Here is a 16,637-nt window from a genome sequence, read left to right as displayed (position 1 = left end):
TCGCGATCCGGCACGGGCGGAGTGGCAGGGCGGCGTCGCGTACTGCGCCGCCCGATTCGATTGAAACAAAACCAGGTCAATTAGCCAGAACCATCCCGGACGACCCATGCTTACCGATCCAGCAAAGTATGGCGACGCCCGCGGCGCGACGCCCGACCGGCTGCGCACGGCCGCGTGGCTGCAGTACCTGATCGAACATCTCGACGGGGCGGCTTGCGCCGGCGACCCGGTTGTCGTCCCATCGCACGCGATACATGTGGGCGCTGGCGCGAGCCTGTCCCGCGAAGCGAGGGCCGTGCTTCACCGGCTGGTCCCGTGGATCGCGACGGACGGCAGCGGCTGCGCGTGCGATCCGGCCGATTCGCCCGGCGCATGCTCGCACGTGCCTTCCGCGCAGCAACTCGCGCAAGCCGAACGTTGCTGTCCGGGCTCGCGTGCCGTATTCGACACCGCGCACGGCGTGATCGATGCGTGCGCATTCGACGATCCCGAACTCGGCTGGGCCGCGCTCGAACGGATTGCCGGCGGCGTCGAACGCAGCGGCGACGACGCGGGCGCATGCATCGCGAACGAACACGACGGGCCGCGCGAGACGCCACCTGCGAAGAACCTGAGAGAAAATCCGACGGCGGTCGCGACAACGGGCACGGAAACGCCGGCCCGTCCCGGCGCCGTGATCGACGCGATCGTGCTGCGCGCCTGTGGCCCGCGCGACGACGCCGCGCGTATCGACGAGATGGCTGCGCTCGCGACGTTCTCCGCGGAGCTTGCGGCTGGCCACGGCGTTTCCGTTCAGGCGTACGGCGGTCAGCACAATCTCGTCGCGCGCGCGATCCGCGCGCATCGCGCCGATCTCGCATCGACGGACGGGCTGCTTGCCGCGCTCGCCGTGTGCCGGCTCGATCGGCTCGTCGGTGCGGGCAGCTTCTGGGCCTATTACCTGTTGGCGGGCATCGCGATCGCCGCACCGGATACGGTGCGGGAAATCGGCCGCAGGTTTCATGGCGACATCTGGCAGACGTGTGTCGACCACGTGCTCGCGTGGCCGGCGGTCAGCCGCTTCGGGCCGACGGAGGATGCCGCGTTCGAGCGCCTGCGCGACGCGATGAGCCTGACGTCGCGCTGGAACCCGATCGTCCGCGCCAAGCGGATGCGGACGCGGAGCGTGTCGGCTGCGCGGCCGCGCAGCGCAAACGAGCCGGCCCAATGAAACGCGGCTCGCGGCGAGAACGCCGCGAGCCGCAGGAGTGGTATCGCGGCGCCCGGTGCGGGCGGCCGCCTTCGTCAGACCGTCTCGGGCTGCCGCACGGCCTTCGCGACGTTGCGCGCCGGTGCGCCGTTCGCGACAAAGTAAGGCACATCCACACGCGCAAGCGCCTTGCGCCCGCGAATCCTGTCCGCGATCTTCTCGGCGATCATGATCGTCGGCGCATTGAGGTTGCCGGTCGTGATGATCGGCATGATCGACGCATCGACGACACGCAGCCCGTCGAGCCCGTGCACGCGGCCTTCCTCGTCGACCACCGCCATGTCGTCGTAACCCATCTTGCACGAGCACGACGGATGGAACGCGGTTTCCGCGCGGGCGCGCACGAACGCGTCGAGTTCCTTGTCGCTCTTGCAATCGGCGCCCGGATTCAGCTCGCGGCCGCGATAGCGGTCGAGCGCCGGCTGCCGCATGATCTCGCGCGTCGCGCGGATCGCATCGCGGAACTCGCGCCAGTCGAGCGCTTCGGCCATGTAGTTGAACAGGATGCTCGGATGGTCGTTCGGGTCGCGCGAGCGCAGCTTCACGCGGCCGCGGCTCGGTGAGCGCATCGAGCCGACGTGCGCCTGGAAGCCGTGCATCTCGATCGCGTTCGAGCCGTTGTAGTTGATCGCCACCGGCAGGAAGTGATACTGGATGTTCGGCCACAGGTCGTCGTCGCGCGTGCGGATGAAGCCGCCCGCTTCGAAGTGGTTGCTCGCGCCGAGGCCCGTGCCGTTCAGCATCCATTCGAGGCCGATCTTCGGCTGGTTCCACCACTTGAGCGCCGGGTACAGCGACACCGGCTCCTTGCACTCGTACTGGATATACATCTCCAGGTGGTCCTGCAGGTTCTGGCCGACGCCGGGCAGGTCTAGCACGACCGGAATGTCGAGTGCCTTCAGCCATGCGCCGGGGCCGACGCCCGAGCGCTGCAGCAGTTGCGGCGACGCGATCGCGCCGCTGCACACGAGCACCTCGCGGCGCGCATGCGCGGTCGCGCGCTCGCTGCCGCGCAGGTACGTGACGCCCGACGCGCGCTTGCCGTCGAACAGGATGCGATCGGCGAGCGCGTGCGTGACGATCTCGAGGTTCGGCCGCACCTTCGCCTGATCCAGATAGCCGCGCGCGGTGCTCGCACGGCGGCCCTTCGGCGTGACGGTGCGATCCATCGGGCCGAAGCCTTCCTGCTGATAGCCGTTCAGGTCGTCGGTGCGCGGATAGCCGGCCTGCACGCCCGCGTCGACCATCGCCTCGAACAGCGGGTTCGCGCCCGGCTTGCTGGTCGTGACCGACACGGGGCCGCTGCCGCCGTGATAGTCGTTCGGGCCGACGTCGCGCGTCTCGGCTTTCTTGAAGTACGGCAGGCAGTCGAGATACGTCCAGTTCTCGAGGCCCTTGTGCGTCGACCAGTTGTCGTAGTCGAGCGCGTTGCCGCGGATGTAGCACATCCCGTTGATCAGCGACGAGCCGCCGAGCCCCTTGCCGCGCCCGCACTCCATCCGGCGGTTGTCCATGTGCGGCTCGGGGTCGGTCTCGTACGCCCAGTTGTAGCGGCGGCCCTGCAGCGGATAGGCGAGGGCGGCCGGCATCTGCGTGCGGAAGTCGAAGCGGTAGTCGGGACCGCCCGCTTCGAGCAGCAGCACCGTGACGTCCGGATCTTCCGTCAGGCGCGTTGCGAGCACGTTGCCCGCGGAACCCGCGCCGCAGATGATGTAATCGTATTCGCGTGTCGTCATGACGGATCTCCTTGTCTTAGAACACCGGGTTGTAGCGGCCGAGCTCGACCTGCACCGACTTGATTCGAGTGTAGTGCTCGAGCGTCGTGATGCCGTTCTCGCGCCCGACACCGGATTGCTTGTATCCGCCAACCGGCATTTCGGCCGGCGATTCGCCCCACGTGTTGATCCAGCAGATGCCGGCTTCGAGGCGATGGATCGTGCGGTGCGCGCGCGACAGGTTCTCGGTCACGACGCCGGCCGCGAGCCCGTAGTGCGTGTCGTTCGCACGCGCGATCACTTCGTCCTCCGATTCGAAATCGAGGATGCTCATCACCGGCCCGAAGATTTCCTCGCGCACGATCTTCATGTCGTCGCGGCAGTCGCCGAACACGGTCGGCGCGACGTACTGACCGTTCGCGAAGTGGCCGTCGGTCAGGCGCGTGCCGCCCGCGAGCAGCTTCGCGCCTTCGGCCTTGCCGCTCTCGATGAAGCCGAGCACCTTGTCGAGTTGCGCGGCGGAGACGAGCGGGCCGAAGTTGGTGTCGGCATCGGTCGGCTTGCCGACGCGGATGCGCTTCACGCGTTCGAGCACCTTCTGCGTGAACGCGTCCTTGACCGAGCGGTGCACGAACACGCGCGTACCGTTCGTGCAGACCTGGCCCGAGCTGAAGAAGTTGGCGGTGACCGCGATGTCGGCCGCGCGATCGAGATCCGCATCGTCGAACACGATCAGCGGCGACTTGCCGCCGAGTTCCATCGTCACTTCCTTCAGCGACGACGCGCCGGCGAGCGACATCACCTTCTTGCCGGTTTCGACGCCGCCGGTGAACGACACCTTCGCGATGTCCGGATGGCCGGTGAGCAGCGCGCCGACCGAGCCGTCGCCCTGCACGACGTTGAACACGCCGGCCGGCACGCCGGCTTCCGTATAGATTTCCGCGAGCTTGAGCGCGGTCAGCGGCGTGACTTCGCTCGGCTTGAACACCATCGCGTTGCCGGCCGCGAGCGCGGGCGCGGTCTTCCAGCACGCGATCTGGATCGGGTAGTTCCACGCGCCGATGCCCGCGCACACGCCGAGCGGCTCGCGGCGCGTGTAGACGAACGACTCGGCACGCAGCGGCACCTGCAGCCCTTCGATCGCAGTCGCGAGGCCCGCGTAGTACTCGATCACGTCCGCGCCGGTGACGATGTCGACCGCGAGCGTCTCGCCGATCGGCTTGCCGGTGTCGCGCGTTTCGATCGCTGCGAGTTCGTCGTTGCGCTCGCGCAGCAGGTCGACCGCGCGACGCAGGATGCGCGAGCGCTGCATCGCGGTCATCGCGGCCCATTCGCGCTGGCCTTCCTGCGCGGACGCAACGGCGCGGTCGACGTCGGCCGCGCTCGCCTGCTGCACCTGCGCAAGCAGTTCGCCGGTGGCGGGATCGAAGGTGTCGAAAGTCTTGCCGCTGGTGGCATCGACGTAACCGCCGCCGATGTAGAGGCGCTGCAAACCGTATACGGACATGAGGATCTCCTTGAGGGCGACTGCGTCGCGCGTCAGTCGGACGCGAGCAGCAGGTCGATGTAATCGTGGGCGAGCTTCAAAGCAGCTCGGGTGTCGATCGGGCCGCCGGCGAGTGCGCCGCGCAGCCACAGGCCGTCGATCAGCGCGGCGAGGCCGCTGGCGGCTTCGCGCGCCTTCGCGAGCGGCAACGCCTTCGCGAATTCGGCGCACAGGTTCGAATGCAGGCGCCGCGTGTTCACGTGCTGCAGGCGCTTGAGCATCGGGTCGTGCATGCTCTGCGACCAGAACGCGAGCCACGTCTTCATCACCGGCGCGCTGACCTGCGTGACGTCGAAGTTCGCGGCGACGACCGCGCGCAACCGCGAACGCGGGTCTTTTCGTGCGGCGACGCGGCGGCGCGTGGTGGCCGACCACAGGTCGCGCAGCACGTGCCGCATCGTCGCTTCGAGCAGGCCGTCCTTGTCGCCGAAGTAATGGCTGACGATGCCCGTCGAGATGTTCGCGCGTTGCGCGACCGACGCGAGCGTCGTGCCGGGCAGGCCCGCTTCGTCGATCGAGCGCAGCGTGGCGTCGATCAACTGCGCGCGGCGTATCTCCCGCATTCCGACTTTCGGCATCGCGACTCCCTTCGCCCGGGCGGGCCGTCCATGGAAGTCGAGAGCTTAGCGGTTTTTTATTGATCGTTCAATCAACAAAAAATCGGGGCCGAACGGCGGGCGGCGTTCCAAACGGGAAGGATCGTCGCCGCCGGAGCCATGTGCAGGTGCGGAAAAACGAGTTGAAAGAAGATTAATTAAGTTTGAATCTGTTTAAAACGATTCGTGAAAACATGATGCAATGCGGAGGACCGTTTCCATGCTCGATTTCATTACAAATGGAAAGAATGTCGAAATCTGAAAAATCATTCACGATATGAAATCGTAAAATCGGATGGTGAAGGTGGGTGGTTTTGCGGAAACCGTTTGAATCCGCCGATTTAAACTTCATAACTCATTGATATTAATGAATAAGTATGGTTTTTTTAACGCTGAGGAGGATTGCTCGCAAACGATTGCCATCGTCTTTTTTGAGATTCTGCATACCATAGAAATCGACAAATAAATTTGAATCTGGCGGATTTCCGGGCCGAGTAGAGGGATTTTTGGAATGACTTGAGTGAGCAATATCGACCGTATTAGTATGGCGCCGCACCACGAGGAATGAATGGCGCCGCCGGCAATTGCCGCGGTGCGTCGGCAATCGGCGCGTCCATCGATCGCGCACGGGCCCGACGTCAGCCATTGCGCAGCTGCAGCATGCCGCGACGTCGAGACGCCGCATTCACCGGAGAACGACGATGCCGACCGAAAAACACGTGGTCCCGCTGCCGAATGGTCTGAAGGTTTATGTCGAACGGAACGTGTTCGATCCGGCCTTCGACACGGCGATGCTCGTCAACGGCGCGCTCGCGACGACCGCGTCGTTCGGCCAGACCGTCCAGTATCTCGGCGAGCGGATCAACACGATCTGCTTCGACCTGCCGTATGCGGGGCAGTCGCGCCAGCACAACCCCGGCTGCTCGATCCTGACCAAGGACGACGAAGCCGCGATCCTCCAGTACCTGGTCGAACACTTCGCGCCGGCGTTCCTCGTGTCGGTGTCGTGGGGCGGCGTCGCGTCGCTGTTCGCGCTCGCGCGCGGCTGCCCGAGCGTGCGGCGCGCGGCGATCTGTTCGTTCTCGCCGTTCCTGAACGACGCGATGATCGACTACGTGACGCGGGCCCGCGACCACATCGCGGCCGGCGAGAACCTGAAGGCCGCGCAGCTGCTGAACGACACGGTCGGCCGCTATCTGCCGCGCATCATGAAGCTGTACAACTACCGCTATCTCACGCGCCTGCCGCGCGACGAGCAGGACCAGGTCGCGTTCCACGTCGACCAGATCCTGTCGCTGCAGCCCGAGCGCTACTTCAGCGAGTTCTCGAACATCGGCTGCGAACTGCTGTTCCTGAACGGCGAGCGCGACGAATACACGACGCCGGCCGACGTGCGGCAGCTTGGCGCGCATGTGGCGCGCGCACGGTTCGCGACGGTGCCCGACGCAGGCCATTTCCTCGACATCGAAGGCCGCGCGCAGCGCGAAGCCACCCGTACCGCGCTGCTCGATTTCTTCTGCGGCGAAGCGCCCGCCGCGGCCGGCATTGCACGTGCCGCCGCGCACGCATGCGTGCCCGCGCCGATGCACGCGCTGTCGTCGTGACGCCGTCCGTCGAGCAGCGGGCACGTCCCGCGCATCCGAATTCCCATCCCAACGAGGCAGGCCAGCCGTGAATATCGTTCAGACCATCGCCATCGTCGTTCCGTGGGCCGCGTGGCTCGCTTACTGGATCGCCACGTCGCAGCGCGTCAAGACGACCGTACGCAAGGAGGCATCGCGCTCGCGCACGCTCCAGTCGATTCCGCTGATCGTCGGCGGCGCGCTGATCATCCTGCCCGATCCGTCGTGGCAGGCGCTCGCGCCCGACTGGCAGCGCTTCGGCCTGCAGGCGCAGTGCGGGCTCGCGGTGCTGCTGGCCGGCCTGCTGTTCTCGGTATGGGCGCGGCTGCATCTCGGCACGAACTGGAGCGTGTCGGTCACGCTGAAGGAAGACCACGAACTCGTGCGCACGGGGCCGTATGCGTTCGTACGTCACCCGATCTACACCGGCTGCCTGATCGCGCTGGTCGGCGCCGCGCTGATCGGCGGCGAATGGCGCGGCGCGCTCGGCGTGCTGCTCGTGTTCGCGTCGCTCGCGTACAAGGTGCGCGTCGAGGAGAGCTGGCTGACCGGGTATTTCGGGCCGGCCTATGCGCAGTACCGCCGCGAGGTCGCGGCGCTGATCCCCGGCTTCTACTGACCCCCGCGAGGCGCGCGATGGCGAAGATGATCGTGACCGCGATCGGTTCGGCGGGCGACGTGCATCCGTTGCTCGGCGTCGCGCGCACGCTCGCCGCGCGCGGTCACGACGTCGTGTTCTGCACGCACGCGCCGTTCGAGGCGGCCGTGCGCCGCTGCGGGTTCGCGTTCGTGCCGGTCGGCACCGCGGCCGACTACGACGCGGCGATGGCGAACCCCGCGCTGTGGGATCCGCGTACGTCGTTCCGCACGCTGTGGCAGGTGATCGCGCCGACGCTGCGCCCGCATTACGACGCGCTGCGCGCGCTGACCGATGCCGACACGGTGCTGGTCGGCACGCTATGGGCGTTCTCCGCGCGCTTCATGCAGGAATTGCACGGCACGCCGTACGTGTCGGTGCAGGTATCGCCGTCGACGCTGCTGTCCGCGCATGCGCCGCCGACTCATCCGCGCCTGACGATTCCGGCGCGCTGGCCGTTGCCGGTGAAGTCGGCGCTGATGACGCTGATCGAGCGGCAGGTGCTTGACCGCGTGTGCGGCCCGGCGCTCGACGCGGTGCGCCGCGAACTCGGGCTCGTGCCCGCGCGGCGCGTGCTCGGCCGCTGGCTGCATTCGACCGACGGCGTGCTGTGCCTGTTTCCCCAGTGGTTCGCGCCGCCGCAGCCGGACTGGCCGTCGAACCATCTGCAAAGCGGTTTTCCGCTGTTCAACGATATTTCGACCTCCGACGATGATGGGGCACTCGATGCGTTTCTCGCGGCAGGCGAAGCCCCGGTCGTGTTCACGGCCGGTTCGACGCTCGTCGATCACGCGGCGTATGCGCGTGCGGTGGCGGACGCGCTGCGCGCGACCGGCGCGCGCGGCATCCTGCTGACGCCGCACGATGCGGCGCAGGATGGCGACCGGCTGCTCGTGCGCCGCTTCGTGCCGATGCGCACGCTGCTGCCGCGTTGCCGCGCGCTCGTGCATCACGGCGGGATCGGCACGGCGGCGCTCGCGTGCGAAGCCGGGATCGTGCAGGTCGTCACGCCGTTCGCGCACGATCAGTTCGACAACGCGCAACGCGTCGTCGCGAACGGTTGCGGCGTGCGGGTCGACGGGCCGCTCGACGGCGCGCGGCTCGGCGCGGCGCTCGCGCGCGTGCTCGACGAACCCGCGTTCGCGGTGCATGCGGCGCGTACGCGTGCGCTGCTCGCGGCCGTGCCGGACGGCTGCGGCGCGGCCGCCGATTTCATCGAACGCTTCGTGCCGAAGCGCGGGCGGGCGGCCGCGCGGGCCGATGCCGCGGTGGCCGGCACATGAGCACCGCATCGCCGCTGCACGACGGGCCCGTCGCGCCGTCCGCGCTCGACGTGTCGGCGCCGGTGCCCGCCGCGCAGCCGGTGCGCGGCATCCGGCTCGCGCTGCTGACGTTCGCGCTGTCGCTCGCGACCTTCATCGAAGTGCTCGACTCGACCGTGACCAACGTCGCGGTGCCGGCGATCTCCGGCAGTCTCGGCGTGTCGAACAGCCAGGGCACGTGGGTGATCAGCTCGTATTCGGTCGCGGCCGCGATCGCGGTGCCGCTCACCGGCTGGCTTGCGCGCCGCGTCGGCGAGTTGCGGCTGTTCGTCGGCGCGGTGCTGCTGTTTACGCTGACGTCGCTGCTGTGCGGGCTCGCGCGCGACCTGCACGTGCTCGTGATCTGCCGCGCGCTGCAGGGGTTGTGCTCGGGGCCGATGGTGCCGCTGTCGCAGACGATCCTGCTGCGCACCTTTCCTCCGACCCAACGCACGATCGCGCTCGCGCTGTGGGCGATGACGGTGCTGCTCGCGCCGATCTTCGGGCCGGTGGTCGGCGGGTGGATCGTCGACAACTTCTCGTGGCCGTGGATCTTCCTGATCAATTTGCCGATCGGGCTGTTCTCGTTCGCGGTGTGCACCGCGATGCTGCGCCCCGACGCGCAGCGCGGCGCGGCCGGTCCGATCGACGTGCCGGGCATCGTGCTGCTCGTGATCGGCGTCGGCTCGCTGCAGGCGATGCTCGATCTCGGCCACGACCGCGGCTGGTTCGATTCGCCGCTGATCGTCACGCTCGCGGTGGTCGCGGCGCTCGCGATCGTGTCGCTGCTGATCTGGGAAGCAGGCGAAGCGCATCCGGTGGTCGATCTGAGCCTGTTTCGCGACCGCACGTTCTCGTTCTGCGTGCTGATCATCTCGCTCGGGATGATGAGCTTCTCCGTGGTCGGCGTGGTGTTCCCGCTGTGGATGCAGGCCGTGATGGGCTACAACGCGTTTCATGCGGGGCTCGCGACCGCGTCGCTCGGCGTGCTCGCGCTCGTATTCTCGATCCTCGTCGGGCTGCATGCGCACCGCTTCGACGCGCGCGTGCTCGCGACGTTCGGCTTCCTCGTGTTCGCGGCCGTGCTCGCCTGGGACGCCCATTTCACGCTGAAGATGACGTTCGCGCAGATCGCCGCACCCGGGCTGATCCAGGGGATCGGGCTGCCGTGCTTCTTCATTCCGCTGACCGCCGCGACGCTGTCGCGCATTCCGGACGACCGGCTCGCCGCCGCGTCGAGTCTGTCGAATTTCCTGCGCACGCTGTCGGCCGCGTTCGGCACCGCGATGAGCGTGACGCTATGGGACAACCGCGCGACCTATCACTACGACGTCGTGTCGCAATCGGTCACGCATGCATCGGCGAACACGCAACGCTTCGTGCATGCGCTGAACGCGATGGGCGTGGACGGCGTGCGCGAGCTGACGACGCTGCATCACGTCGTGATGCAGCAGGCCTACATGATGGCGACCAACGACATGTTCTGGATGGCGAGCATGACGTGTGTCGCACTCGCCGCGATGATGTGGCTGACGCGGCCGAAACGCGGCGCGGCCGCATCGTTCGGACATTGAGGAGCAGATCATGACGACACTCGGCGCACTCGTGATCCTGTATCACCCGAGCGACGCGCAACTCGACGCGTTGCGCGGATGGCGGCACGCGTGCGACGCGCTGCTCGTCGTCGACAACACGCCGCAGCCCGATGCGCGGGCCCGTGAACTGTGCACACGCGAAGGCATCGCGCTGCTGCATCACGGCAATCGCGGCGGCATCGCGGGCGCGTACAACGCGGGGCTCGCGGCGCTGTTTCGCGACCGCATCGACGCGGTCGCGCTGTTCGACCAGGATTCGTCGGTGCCGGCTGCCTATTTTCCGACGATGCGCGACGTCTGCGCGGGGCTCGCCGGGCGTGCGTTCCTGGCCGGCCCGCGCATCTTCGACGAGAACGCACGCAGCTTCCTGCCCGAACTCGCGACGAACGGCATCGGCGTGCGCCGCCTGCACATCGACCCGGGCACGCCGATGCAGCGCTGCGCGTTCCTGATTTCGTCGGGCTGCGTCGTGTCGCGCGACGCGTTCGACGTGCTCGGCCGTTTCGACGAAACGCTGTTCATCGATCACGTCGATACCGAATACAGCTTCCGCGCGCTGTCGCGCAACGTGCCGCTCTATGTCGTGCCGTCGCTGGTGCTGACGCATCGGATCGGCGCAAAGCAGCGGCACGCGATCGGCCCTTTTGAAATGACGTCGATGAATCACTCGTGGCAACGGCGCTACTACAGCGCGCGCAATGCGGTGCAGCTCGGGATGCAGTACGGGCTGCGTTTTCCGGTGGCGCTCGTGCCGAACCTGCTGACCCTGTGGCAGGTCGTGCAGATCGCGCTGGTCGAGCGCGACAAGCGCGCGAAGCTGGCCGGCATCCTGTTCGGCGTCGCGGACGGCCTGTTCGGCCGGCTCGGCCCGCTCGAGCGCACGCGGCCGCGTCTGGCTGCGCGGGCGCAGCGCGTTCGGCAGGGGTGACGATGCGGCGTTCGACGAAAGCGGCAGGTTCGGCGCGTGGCGCGAAGGGCGGCTCGATGGTCGCGGCGGCGGCCATGCTGTTCGCGTTGGGCGGATGCGTGCCGTCGGGCTTCCTGCCGTCGCTGTCGCTGCGCGCGCCGGCCGACGATGCGCTCGCACGGACGGCCGGCCCCGGCGCGAACGGCGCGTGGCCGGCGCCCGACTGGGTGAAGCAGTTGCAGGACCCGCAGCTCGACGACCTGATCGCGGAGGCGTCGCAGCACAGCCCCGATCTGCAGGTCGCACAGGCGCGGCTGCGGATCGCGCAGGCGCAGCTTCAGCAGTTCGATTCGCTGACCGGTTTGACCGGCACGGCCGGCGCGACGATCAGCCGGGCACGGATGCCGAAGCCCGACGACATCGCCGACGTCACGGCCGGCGGCTATCGCGTGCCGGTGCAGATTTTCGGCGATCCGAACGTATCGCCGTCGTCGATCTTCGTCGGGCTGAACTATCAGCTCGACCTGTGGGGCAAGAACCGCGCGGCGACGAAGAGCCTGATGTCGCTGCGCGACGCGGCCGGCGTCGAGGCCGAACAGGTACGGCTCACGCTCGCCGTCGCGATCGTCACCGTGTATTGCCAGCTCGACCAGGCGTACGCGGTGCGCGACCTGTTGCAGCAGAAGCTGAAGATCAGCCAGCGCGTGACGGCGGTGCTGCGCGAGCGTACCGCGCGCGGCCTCGACAACGCGTACGATGCGAGCGACGCGTCGATCAAGCGCAGTCGACTGCTCGAGCAGATCGCGTTGAACGACGAGCAGATCAAGCTCGCGCAACTGCAACTCGGCGTGCTGTCGGGCCGTGGCCCGGAGCGCGGGCTCGCGCTGCAGCGGCCGCGCGTCGGCGCGTTCGCGGGCGGCGCGGTGCCCGCCCGGCTGCCGGCCGACCTGCTCGGCCGCCGGCCCGACATCGTCGCCGCGCGGCTGCGGGTCGAGGCCGCGTTCGCGAATGCCGACTCGACGCGTGCGCAGTTCTATCCGGACGTGAACCTCGTCGCGCTCGGCGGCGTGTTCGCGTTGACGCCCGCGTCGCTGTTCTCGCGCGATTCGCTCGCGGGCTCCGTCGGCCCCGCGATCTCGCTGCCGATCTTCGACCGCGGCCGGCTGAAGGCGAAGCTCGGCGCGGACGTCGCGCAGGCCGACGTCGCGATCGGGCTGTACAACAAGACCGTCGACGACGCGCTCGGGCAGGTCGCGCAGCTCGTCACGTCGCTGCAGACGTCGCAGACGCTCGTCGCGCAGCAGCAGGACGCGGTCGCGGCCGCGCAGAAGATCGTGCAGATCGCGACCGATCGGCATCGACGCGGCGTGCTGATGCAGAAGGACGTCGATGTCGCGGATCTCACGCTGATCGACGAGCGCGCGCAGATGATCGCGCTGCTCGGCAAGCAGCGGACATTGCGCGTCGGGTTGATCGGCGCGCTGGGCGGCGGGTTCGATGCGGGCGCAACGGTCGCGCAGGCGCAGACGCCGGCCGTGCAGCGGGCGCATAGTGGGGCGGCCAGGCGCGGGGCGGCCGTTGCCATGGCCGCGAACCGGGCTGCGGTGGCGGGCCCGTCGAACGACTCGCAAGCGGGGCGCACGGCAATGTCGCCGGCCGCTGCCACGACGCGGGCCGCGTCCGCGCCCGAATCCGTCCGACGCGACGACCCCGCGCGCCCGTCCACGGTCGGTGCCTCCCGCCCCGACGCGATGCCGCGCAGCACGCCCGTTCTCGCGCGCACGGCCTCGGCGAGCCCGATGCCGGGCTCGGCGTCGACGCCCGCGATTCCCGTCTTCCAGCACGATCGTCTGATCGTTACGCAAAGCGACTGATGCACCACGACAACCTTCATTCCGCCGCGCCGCCGGCCGCGCTGAACGATCCGGCCCTCGACGCGCGCCGCGCGACGCGCCGCAAGCGCTTCACCGTGTTCTTCGCGATCGTGCTGCTGGCCGCGATTGCGTGGATCGCGTACTGGCTGTTGAGCGACCGGTACTACGAAGACACCGACGACGCATACGTCGCGGGCAGCATCGTTCAGGTCGCCGCGCAGATCCCGGGCGCGGTGACCGACGTGGTGGTTGCCGACACGCAGGCCGTGCGCGCGGGGCAGACGCTCGTGAAGCTCGACGACACCGAGGCGTCCGTCGCATTCGCGCAGGCGAAGGCGCAGCTCGCGCAGGCCGTGCGCCAGGTCGCGAACGCGAGGATTTCGAACACGATGTACGTCGAGGCCGTGAATGCGCGGCGAGCCGACCTGTCGCTCGCGCAGCGCGCGCTCGCCGCGCGTTCGGGCGCATCGGTCGAGATCGTCGCGCCGGAAGAACTGGCGCGGGCACGCGCGGCGGTGGCCGGCGCGCAGGCGAACCTCGCGGCCGCGCAGGCGCAGCTCGATGCGGCGCGCGCGCTCGGCAGCAAGCTGCCTGTCGACGAAAGCCCGGCCGTCATGCAGGCGGCCGCGCAGTTCAAGCTTGCGTACCGGAACCTGAAACGCACGACGATCGTCGCGCCCGTCGACGGCACGATCGGGCAGCGCTCGGTGCAGGTCGGCCAGCAGGTCGGGCCCGGCGTGCCGCTGATGTCGATCGTGCAGCTCAACCGGCTGTGGATCGACGCGAATTTCAAGGAAGGGCAGATCCGCCACATGCGCGTCGGTCAGCCGGTCGAGGTCGTGTCGGATCTCTACGGCTCGCGCATCGCCTATCGCGGCCGCGTGCAGGGCTTCTCGGCCGGCACGGGCAGCGCGTTCTCGATGCTGCCGTCGCAGAACGCGGCCGGCAACTGGATCAAGGTCGTGCAGCGCGTGCCGGTCGTGATCGCGCTCGATCCGCGCGATCTCGCCGCGCATCCGCTGCGCGTCGGGCTGTCGATGCGCGCGACGGTCGACACGCACGACCGCAACGGCCACGCGCTCGACAGCGAGCCGCCGACGCCCGCCGTCAGCACGCGCGTGCACGACGGCGTCGCGGGCGACGCGGAAGCGGCCGCCGCCGCGATCATCCGCGAGAATCAGGGCGGGTAGCGGCTGCCGGTCGGGGCGCGGCCGGCAGCAACGGCCGGTCCGGCCCCTGTGTGTCTCGCGCCCGGTAGATTCCCGCCCGACTTTCGTATTTCCGCCATCGATGTCGGCGCCGATCAAACGCATGTCGCGTTTGAGACATCGGCGCCCCTGCCTCCCGGACTACTCTCGAACAGCACGTTGCGCGTGCGCCGCATGGCGCCGGCGCGCCGCGGCGCCATCCAACGAGACATGGAGACAATACGATGAGCAGCAATCGAGGTGTCGTCTATCTTGGGCCGGGCCAGGTCGAAGTCCAGAAAATCGATTATCCGAAGATGGTCGACCCGAGCGGCCGCGCGATCGGCCACGGCGTAATCCTGAAAGTGGTCAGCACGAACATCTGCGGCTCCGACCAGCACATGGTGCGCGGCCGGACGACCGCGCCGGTCGGCCTCGTGCTCGGTCACGAGATCACCGGCGAAGTGGTCGAAGTGGGCCGCGACGTCGAGACGCTGAAGCTCGGCGATCTCGTGTCGGTGCCGTTCAACGTTGCGTGCGGCCGCTGCGCGATGTGCAAGGACACGCATACGGGCGTGTGCCTGAACGTGAATCCGTCGCGTGCGGGCGGCGCGTACGGCTATGTCGACATGGGCGGCTGGATCGGCGGCCAGGCCGAATACGTGCTCGTGCCGTATGCCGATTTCAACCTGCTGAAATTCCCGGATCGCGACCAGGCGATGGCGAAGATCCGCGACCTGACCTGCCTGTCCGACATTCTGCCGACCGGTTATCACGGTGCGGTGAGCGCGGGCGTGAAGCCCGGCTCGACGGTCTACATCGCGGGCGCGGGCCCGGTCGGGATGGCGGCGGCCGCCTCGGCGCGCCTGCTCGGCGCGGCCGTGACGATCGTCGGCGACATGAACGCGGAACGCCTCGCGCATGCGCGGGCGATGGGCTTCGAGACGGTCGACCTGTCGAAGGACGCGTCGCTCGGCGAGCAGATCGAGCAGATTCTCGGCGTGCCCGAGATCGATTGCGCGGTCGACTGCGTCGGCTTCGAGGCGCACGGCCACGGCTCGTCGGGCCATTCGGAGGAAGCGCCCGCGACGGTACTGAACTCGCTGATGGAAATCACGCGCCCGGCCGGCGCGATCGGCATCCCGGGCCTGTACGTGACGGACGATCCGGGCGCGAAGGACAAGGCCGCGCAGCACGGCAGCCTGAGCATCCGCTTCGGCCTCGGCTGGGCGAAGTCGCATTCGTTCTTCACGGGCCAGACGCCGGTGCTGAAGTACAACCGCAACCTGATGCAGGCGATCCTGTTCGACCGGCTGCCGATCGCGAAGATCGTCAACGTCGAAGTGATCTCGCTCGACCAGGCGCCGGAAGGCTACAAGAAGTTCGACGGCGGCGCGCCGCGCAAATTCGTCATCGACCCGCACGGGTTGCTGGCGGCGTGATGCGCTAGCGTTCGACGCGCACCACACGAAGCGGGCGGTTCCGGAAACGGGCCGCCCGTTTTTTTCGTTGCGGGAGCGACGATGACGGCAGTGCAACGCGACGACCGCTGAGCCCGAGCCCGGGTCACGCTCAGTGGCCGCGATAGAGCTTCGCGAGTTCGGCGTTGCTGGCCGCGGCGCGACGTGTGCGCCCGGTGTGCACGCTGACGCGGCGGATCGCACGCGTGCGATGGGCGGTGTCGCGGCTGCCTTTCCAGTCGGCCACGCGGACCGCGCCGGCGCGCGTCCGGTCAGGCGGGCGCAACGATGGCGCGGCTTGTGCAATGGCCATCTTGCGAGCAGGTTGGGCTGCGAGTGGGGCGCCTGGTGGCAGACTGGCCGCCACTTGCGTTTCATCGGGCGAATGAAACGGGTAGACGGGTGCCGGCACGACCGGCAGCAACGGATCGTTCGACGCGGGCAGCATGGTTTCGGTCGCGACGGCGGCCGGCGCACCGGATCCGCGACAAACGGGATCGGCCTTGCAGGTCTGGTCGACCGCCACGTAGCCGCCGACCAGCAGCACGAGCGTAAGGATGCTCAGGATCGGCGCGCTCGACGCGCGCGGCCGCTGGAAAGCCGCGTTGCGCATCGAGCGGGCGATGCGTGACGACCACGTGTGAAACGATCGCGGCGCATGGGCGGCGTGCGCATCGGCCGACGTGTGTCGGATCGGTTCGAACGGCCCGTTCCATTGACCGCAGACGGGGCAGTGCTCGAGCGCGCGGAACGCCACGAAGCCGCATTCGCGGCAGCGGCAGCACGTTGCGTGCCGCGATTCGGCGCGCGCATTCAGCACGGCACGCCAGGCATCGCGCGCGCGGACGCTGCGGCTAGGCAGGACACGCATGTCAGCGACCGACGGGCGCGATCGTCGGGCTAGAGATCGGCGGTCGTTCGCATGCGGTGCTCATGGGATTCTCCATA

The 16,637-nt window shown here is 68.4% G+C and carries 13 protein-coding genes; 9 read left to right on the top strand and 4 right to left on the bottom strand.

The annotated features are described in order from the left end of the window. The first annotated feature begins 106 nt into the window (after positions 1–106). Entirely contained in the window at positions 107–1,210 is a 1,104-nt protein-coding gene (locus J8I33_RS24645) for a hypothetical protein (RefSeq protein ID WP_124555525.1), read from the top strand. Positions 1,211–1,284: 74 nt separating this feature from the next. On the opposite strand, the gene betA is transcribed toward J8I33_RS24645, so the two are convergent. Genes betA through betI form a run of 3 tightly spaced genes read right to left on the bottom strand, consistent with a single transcriptional unit; the run spans position 1,285 to position 5,088 of the window. Next, a complete protein-coding gene (betA, locus tag J8I33_RS24640; protein WP_209939330.1) occupies positions 1,285–2,985 on the bottom strand; it encodes a choline dehydrogenase in 1,701 nt (566 codons plus the stop codon). A 16-nt stretch (positions 2,986–3,001) separates the two neighbouring features. Then, a complete protein-coding gene (gene betB / locus J8I33_RS24635; RefSeq protein WP_209939329.1) occupies positions 3,002–4,471 on the bottom strand; it encodes a betaine-aldehyde dehydrogenase in 1,470 nt (489 codons plus the stop codon). Positions 4,472–4,503: 32 nt separating this feature from the next. Continuing rightward, positions 4,504–5,088 (bottom strand): transcriptional regulator BetI, encoded by a 585-nt coding sequence (gene betI / locus J8I33_RS24630; protein ID WP_050012282.1) that lies wholly within the window; start codon positions 5,086–5,088, stop codon positions 4,504–4,506. 719 nt (positions 5,089–5,807) lie between these two features. Here betI and J8I33_RS24625 point away from each other — a divergent pair. From J8I33_RS24625 to fdhA, 8 genes are all read left to right on the top strand, one after another. Next, on the top strand, positions 5,808–6,710 hold the full coding sequence (locus J8I33_RS24625) for an alpha/beta hydrolase (protein ID WP_050012283.1): 903 nt from the start codon (positions 5,808–5,810) through the stop codon (positions 6,708–6,710). A 67-nt stretch (positions 6,711–6,777) separates the two neighbouring features. Beyond that, positions 6,778–7,347, top strand: a complete 570-nt coding sequence (locus J8I33_RS24620) for an isoprenylcysteine carboxylmethyltransferase family protein (protein WP_209926974.1) — start codon at positions 6,778–6,780, stop codon at positions 7,345–7,347. A gap of 17 nt (positions 7,348–7,364) precedes the next feature. Then, a complete protein-coding gene (locus tag J8I33_RS24615) occupies positions 7,365–8,648 on the top strand; it encodes a glycosyltransferase (RefSeq protein ID WP_209939328.1) in 1,284 nt (427 codons plus the stop codon). Beyond that, complete coding sequence (locus J8I33_RS24610; protein WP_050012286.1) at positions 8,645–10,240, top strand: DHA2 family efflux MFS transporter permease subunit; 1,596 nt, start codon at positions 8,645–8,647, stop codon at positions 10,238–10,240. The genes J8I33_RS24615 and J8I33_RS24610 overlap by 4 nt, the downstream gene beginning before the upstream one ends. A 10-nt stretch (positions 10,241–10,250) precedes the next feature. Further along, positions 10,251–11,189 carry a glycosyltransferase family 2 protein gene (locus tag J8I33_RS24605; protein WP_050012287.1) on the top strand — a complete coding sequence of 313 codons (939 nt, stop codon included), beginning with the start codon at positions 10,251–10,253 and terminating at the stop codon, positions 11,187–11,189. Between the two features lie 2 nt (positions 11,190–11,191). Next, positions 11,192–13,042, top strand: coding sequence for an efflux transporter outer membrane subunit (locus tag J8I33_RS24600; protein WP_209939327.1), 1,851 nt, complete (start codon positions 11,192–11,194; stop codon positions 13,040–13,042). Continuing rightward, on the top strand, positions 13,042–14,232 hold the full coding sequence (locus tag J8I33_RS24595; RefSeq protein WP_124638872.1) for an efflux RND transporter periplasmic adaptor subunit: 1,191 nt from the start codon (positions 13,042–13,044) through the stop codon (positions 14,230–14,232). The genes J8I33_RS24600 and J8I33_RS24595 overlap by 1 nt, the downstream gene beginning before the upstream one ends. Before the next feature lie 242 nt (positions 14,233–14,474). Further along, on the top strand, positions 14,475–15,671 hold the full coding sequence (gene fdhA / locus J8I33_RS24590) for a formaldehyde dehydrogenase, glutathione-independent (protein WP_011547090.1): 1,197 nt from the start codon (positions 14,475–14,477) through the stop codon (positions 15,669–15,671). 130 nt (positions 15,672–15,801) lie between these two features. Here the strand turns inward: fdhA and J8I33_RS24585 are convergent, their stop codons facing one another. After that, positions 15,802–16,560, bottom strand: coding sequence for a hypothetical protein (locus tag J8I33_RS24585; protein WP_124631566.1), 759 nt, complete (start codon positions 16,558–16,560; stop codon positions 15,802–15,804). Positions 16,561–16,637: the final 77 nt, after the last annotated feature.

Origin of the sequence: Burkholderia sp. AcTa6-5 (assembly GCF_017815075.1) — a bacterium.
Lineage (GTDB): Bacteria > Pseudomonadota > Gammaproteobacteria > Burkholderiales > Burkholderiaceae > Burkholderia > Burkholderia sola.
The sequence above is the reverse complement of the archived record's forward strand: the minus strand, read 5'-3'. Positions and strand labels throughout refer to the sequence as shown.

Bases quoted from the DNA above. Each gene is read 5' to 3' on its own strand.
- betA (WP_209939330.1), bottom strand. From the start codon at position 2,985: ATGACGACACGCGAATACGATTACATCATCTGCGGCGCGGGTTCCGCG.
- J8I33_RS24585 (WP_124631566.1), bottom strand. From the start codon at position 16,560: ATGCGTGTCCTGCCTAGCCGCAGCGTCCGCGCGCGCGATGCCTGGCGT.
- J8I33_RS24595 (WP_124638872.1), top strand. From the start codon at position 13,042: ATGCACCACGACAACCTTCATTCCGCCGCGCCGCCGGCCGCGCTGAAC.
- J8I33_RS24600 (WP_209939327.1), top strand. From the start codon at position 11,192: ATGCGGCGTTCGACGAAAGCGGCAGGTTCGGCGCGTGGCGCGAAGGGC.
- J8I33_RS24625 (WP_050012283.1), top strand. From the start codon at position 5,808: ATGCCGACCGAAAAACACGTGGTCCCGCTGCCGAATGGTCTGAAGGTT.
- J8I33_RS24645 (WP_124555525.1), top strand. From the start codon at position 107: ATGCTTACCGATCCAGCAAAGTATGGCGACGCCCGCGGCGCGACGCCC.
- betB (WP_209939329.1), bottom strand. From the start codon at position 4,471: ATGTCCGTATACGGTTTGCAGCGCCTCTACATCGGCGGCGGTTACGTC.
- fdhA (WP_011547090.1), top strand. From the start codon at position 14,475: ATGAGCAGCAATCGAGGTGTCGTCTATCTTGGGCCGGGCCAGGTCGAA.
- J8I33_RS24615 (WP_209939328.1), top strand. From the start codon at position 7,365: ATGGCGAAGATGATCGTGACCGCGATCGGTTCGGCGGGCGACGTGCAT.
- betI (WP_050012282.1), bottom strand. From the start codon at position 5,088: ATGCCGAAAGTCGGAATGCGGGAGATACGCCGCGCGCAGTTGATCGAC.
- J8I33_RS24605 (WP_050012287.1), top strand. From the start codon at position 10,251: ATGACGACACTCGGCGCACTCGTGATCCTGTATCACCCGAGCGACGCG.
- J8I33_RS24610 (WP_050012286.1), top strand. From the start codon at position 8,645: ATGAGCACCGCATCGCCGCTGCACGACGGGCCCGTCGCGCCGTCCGCG.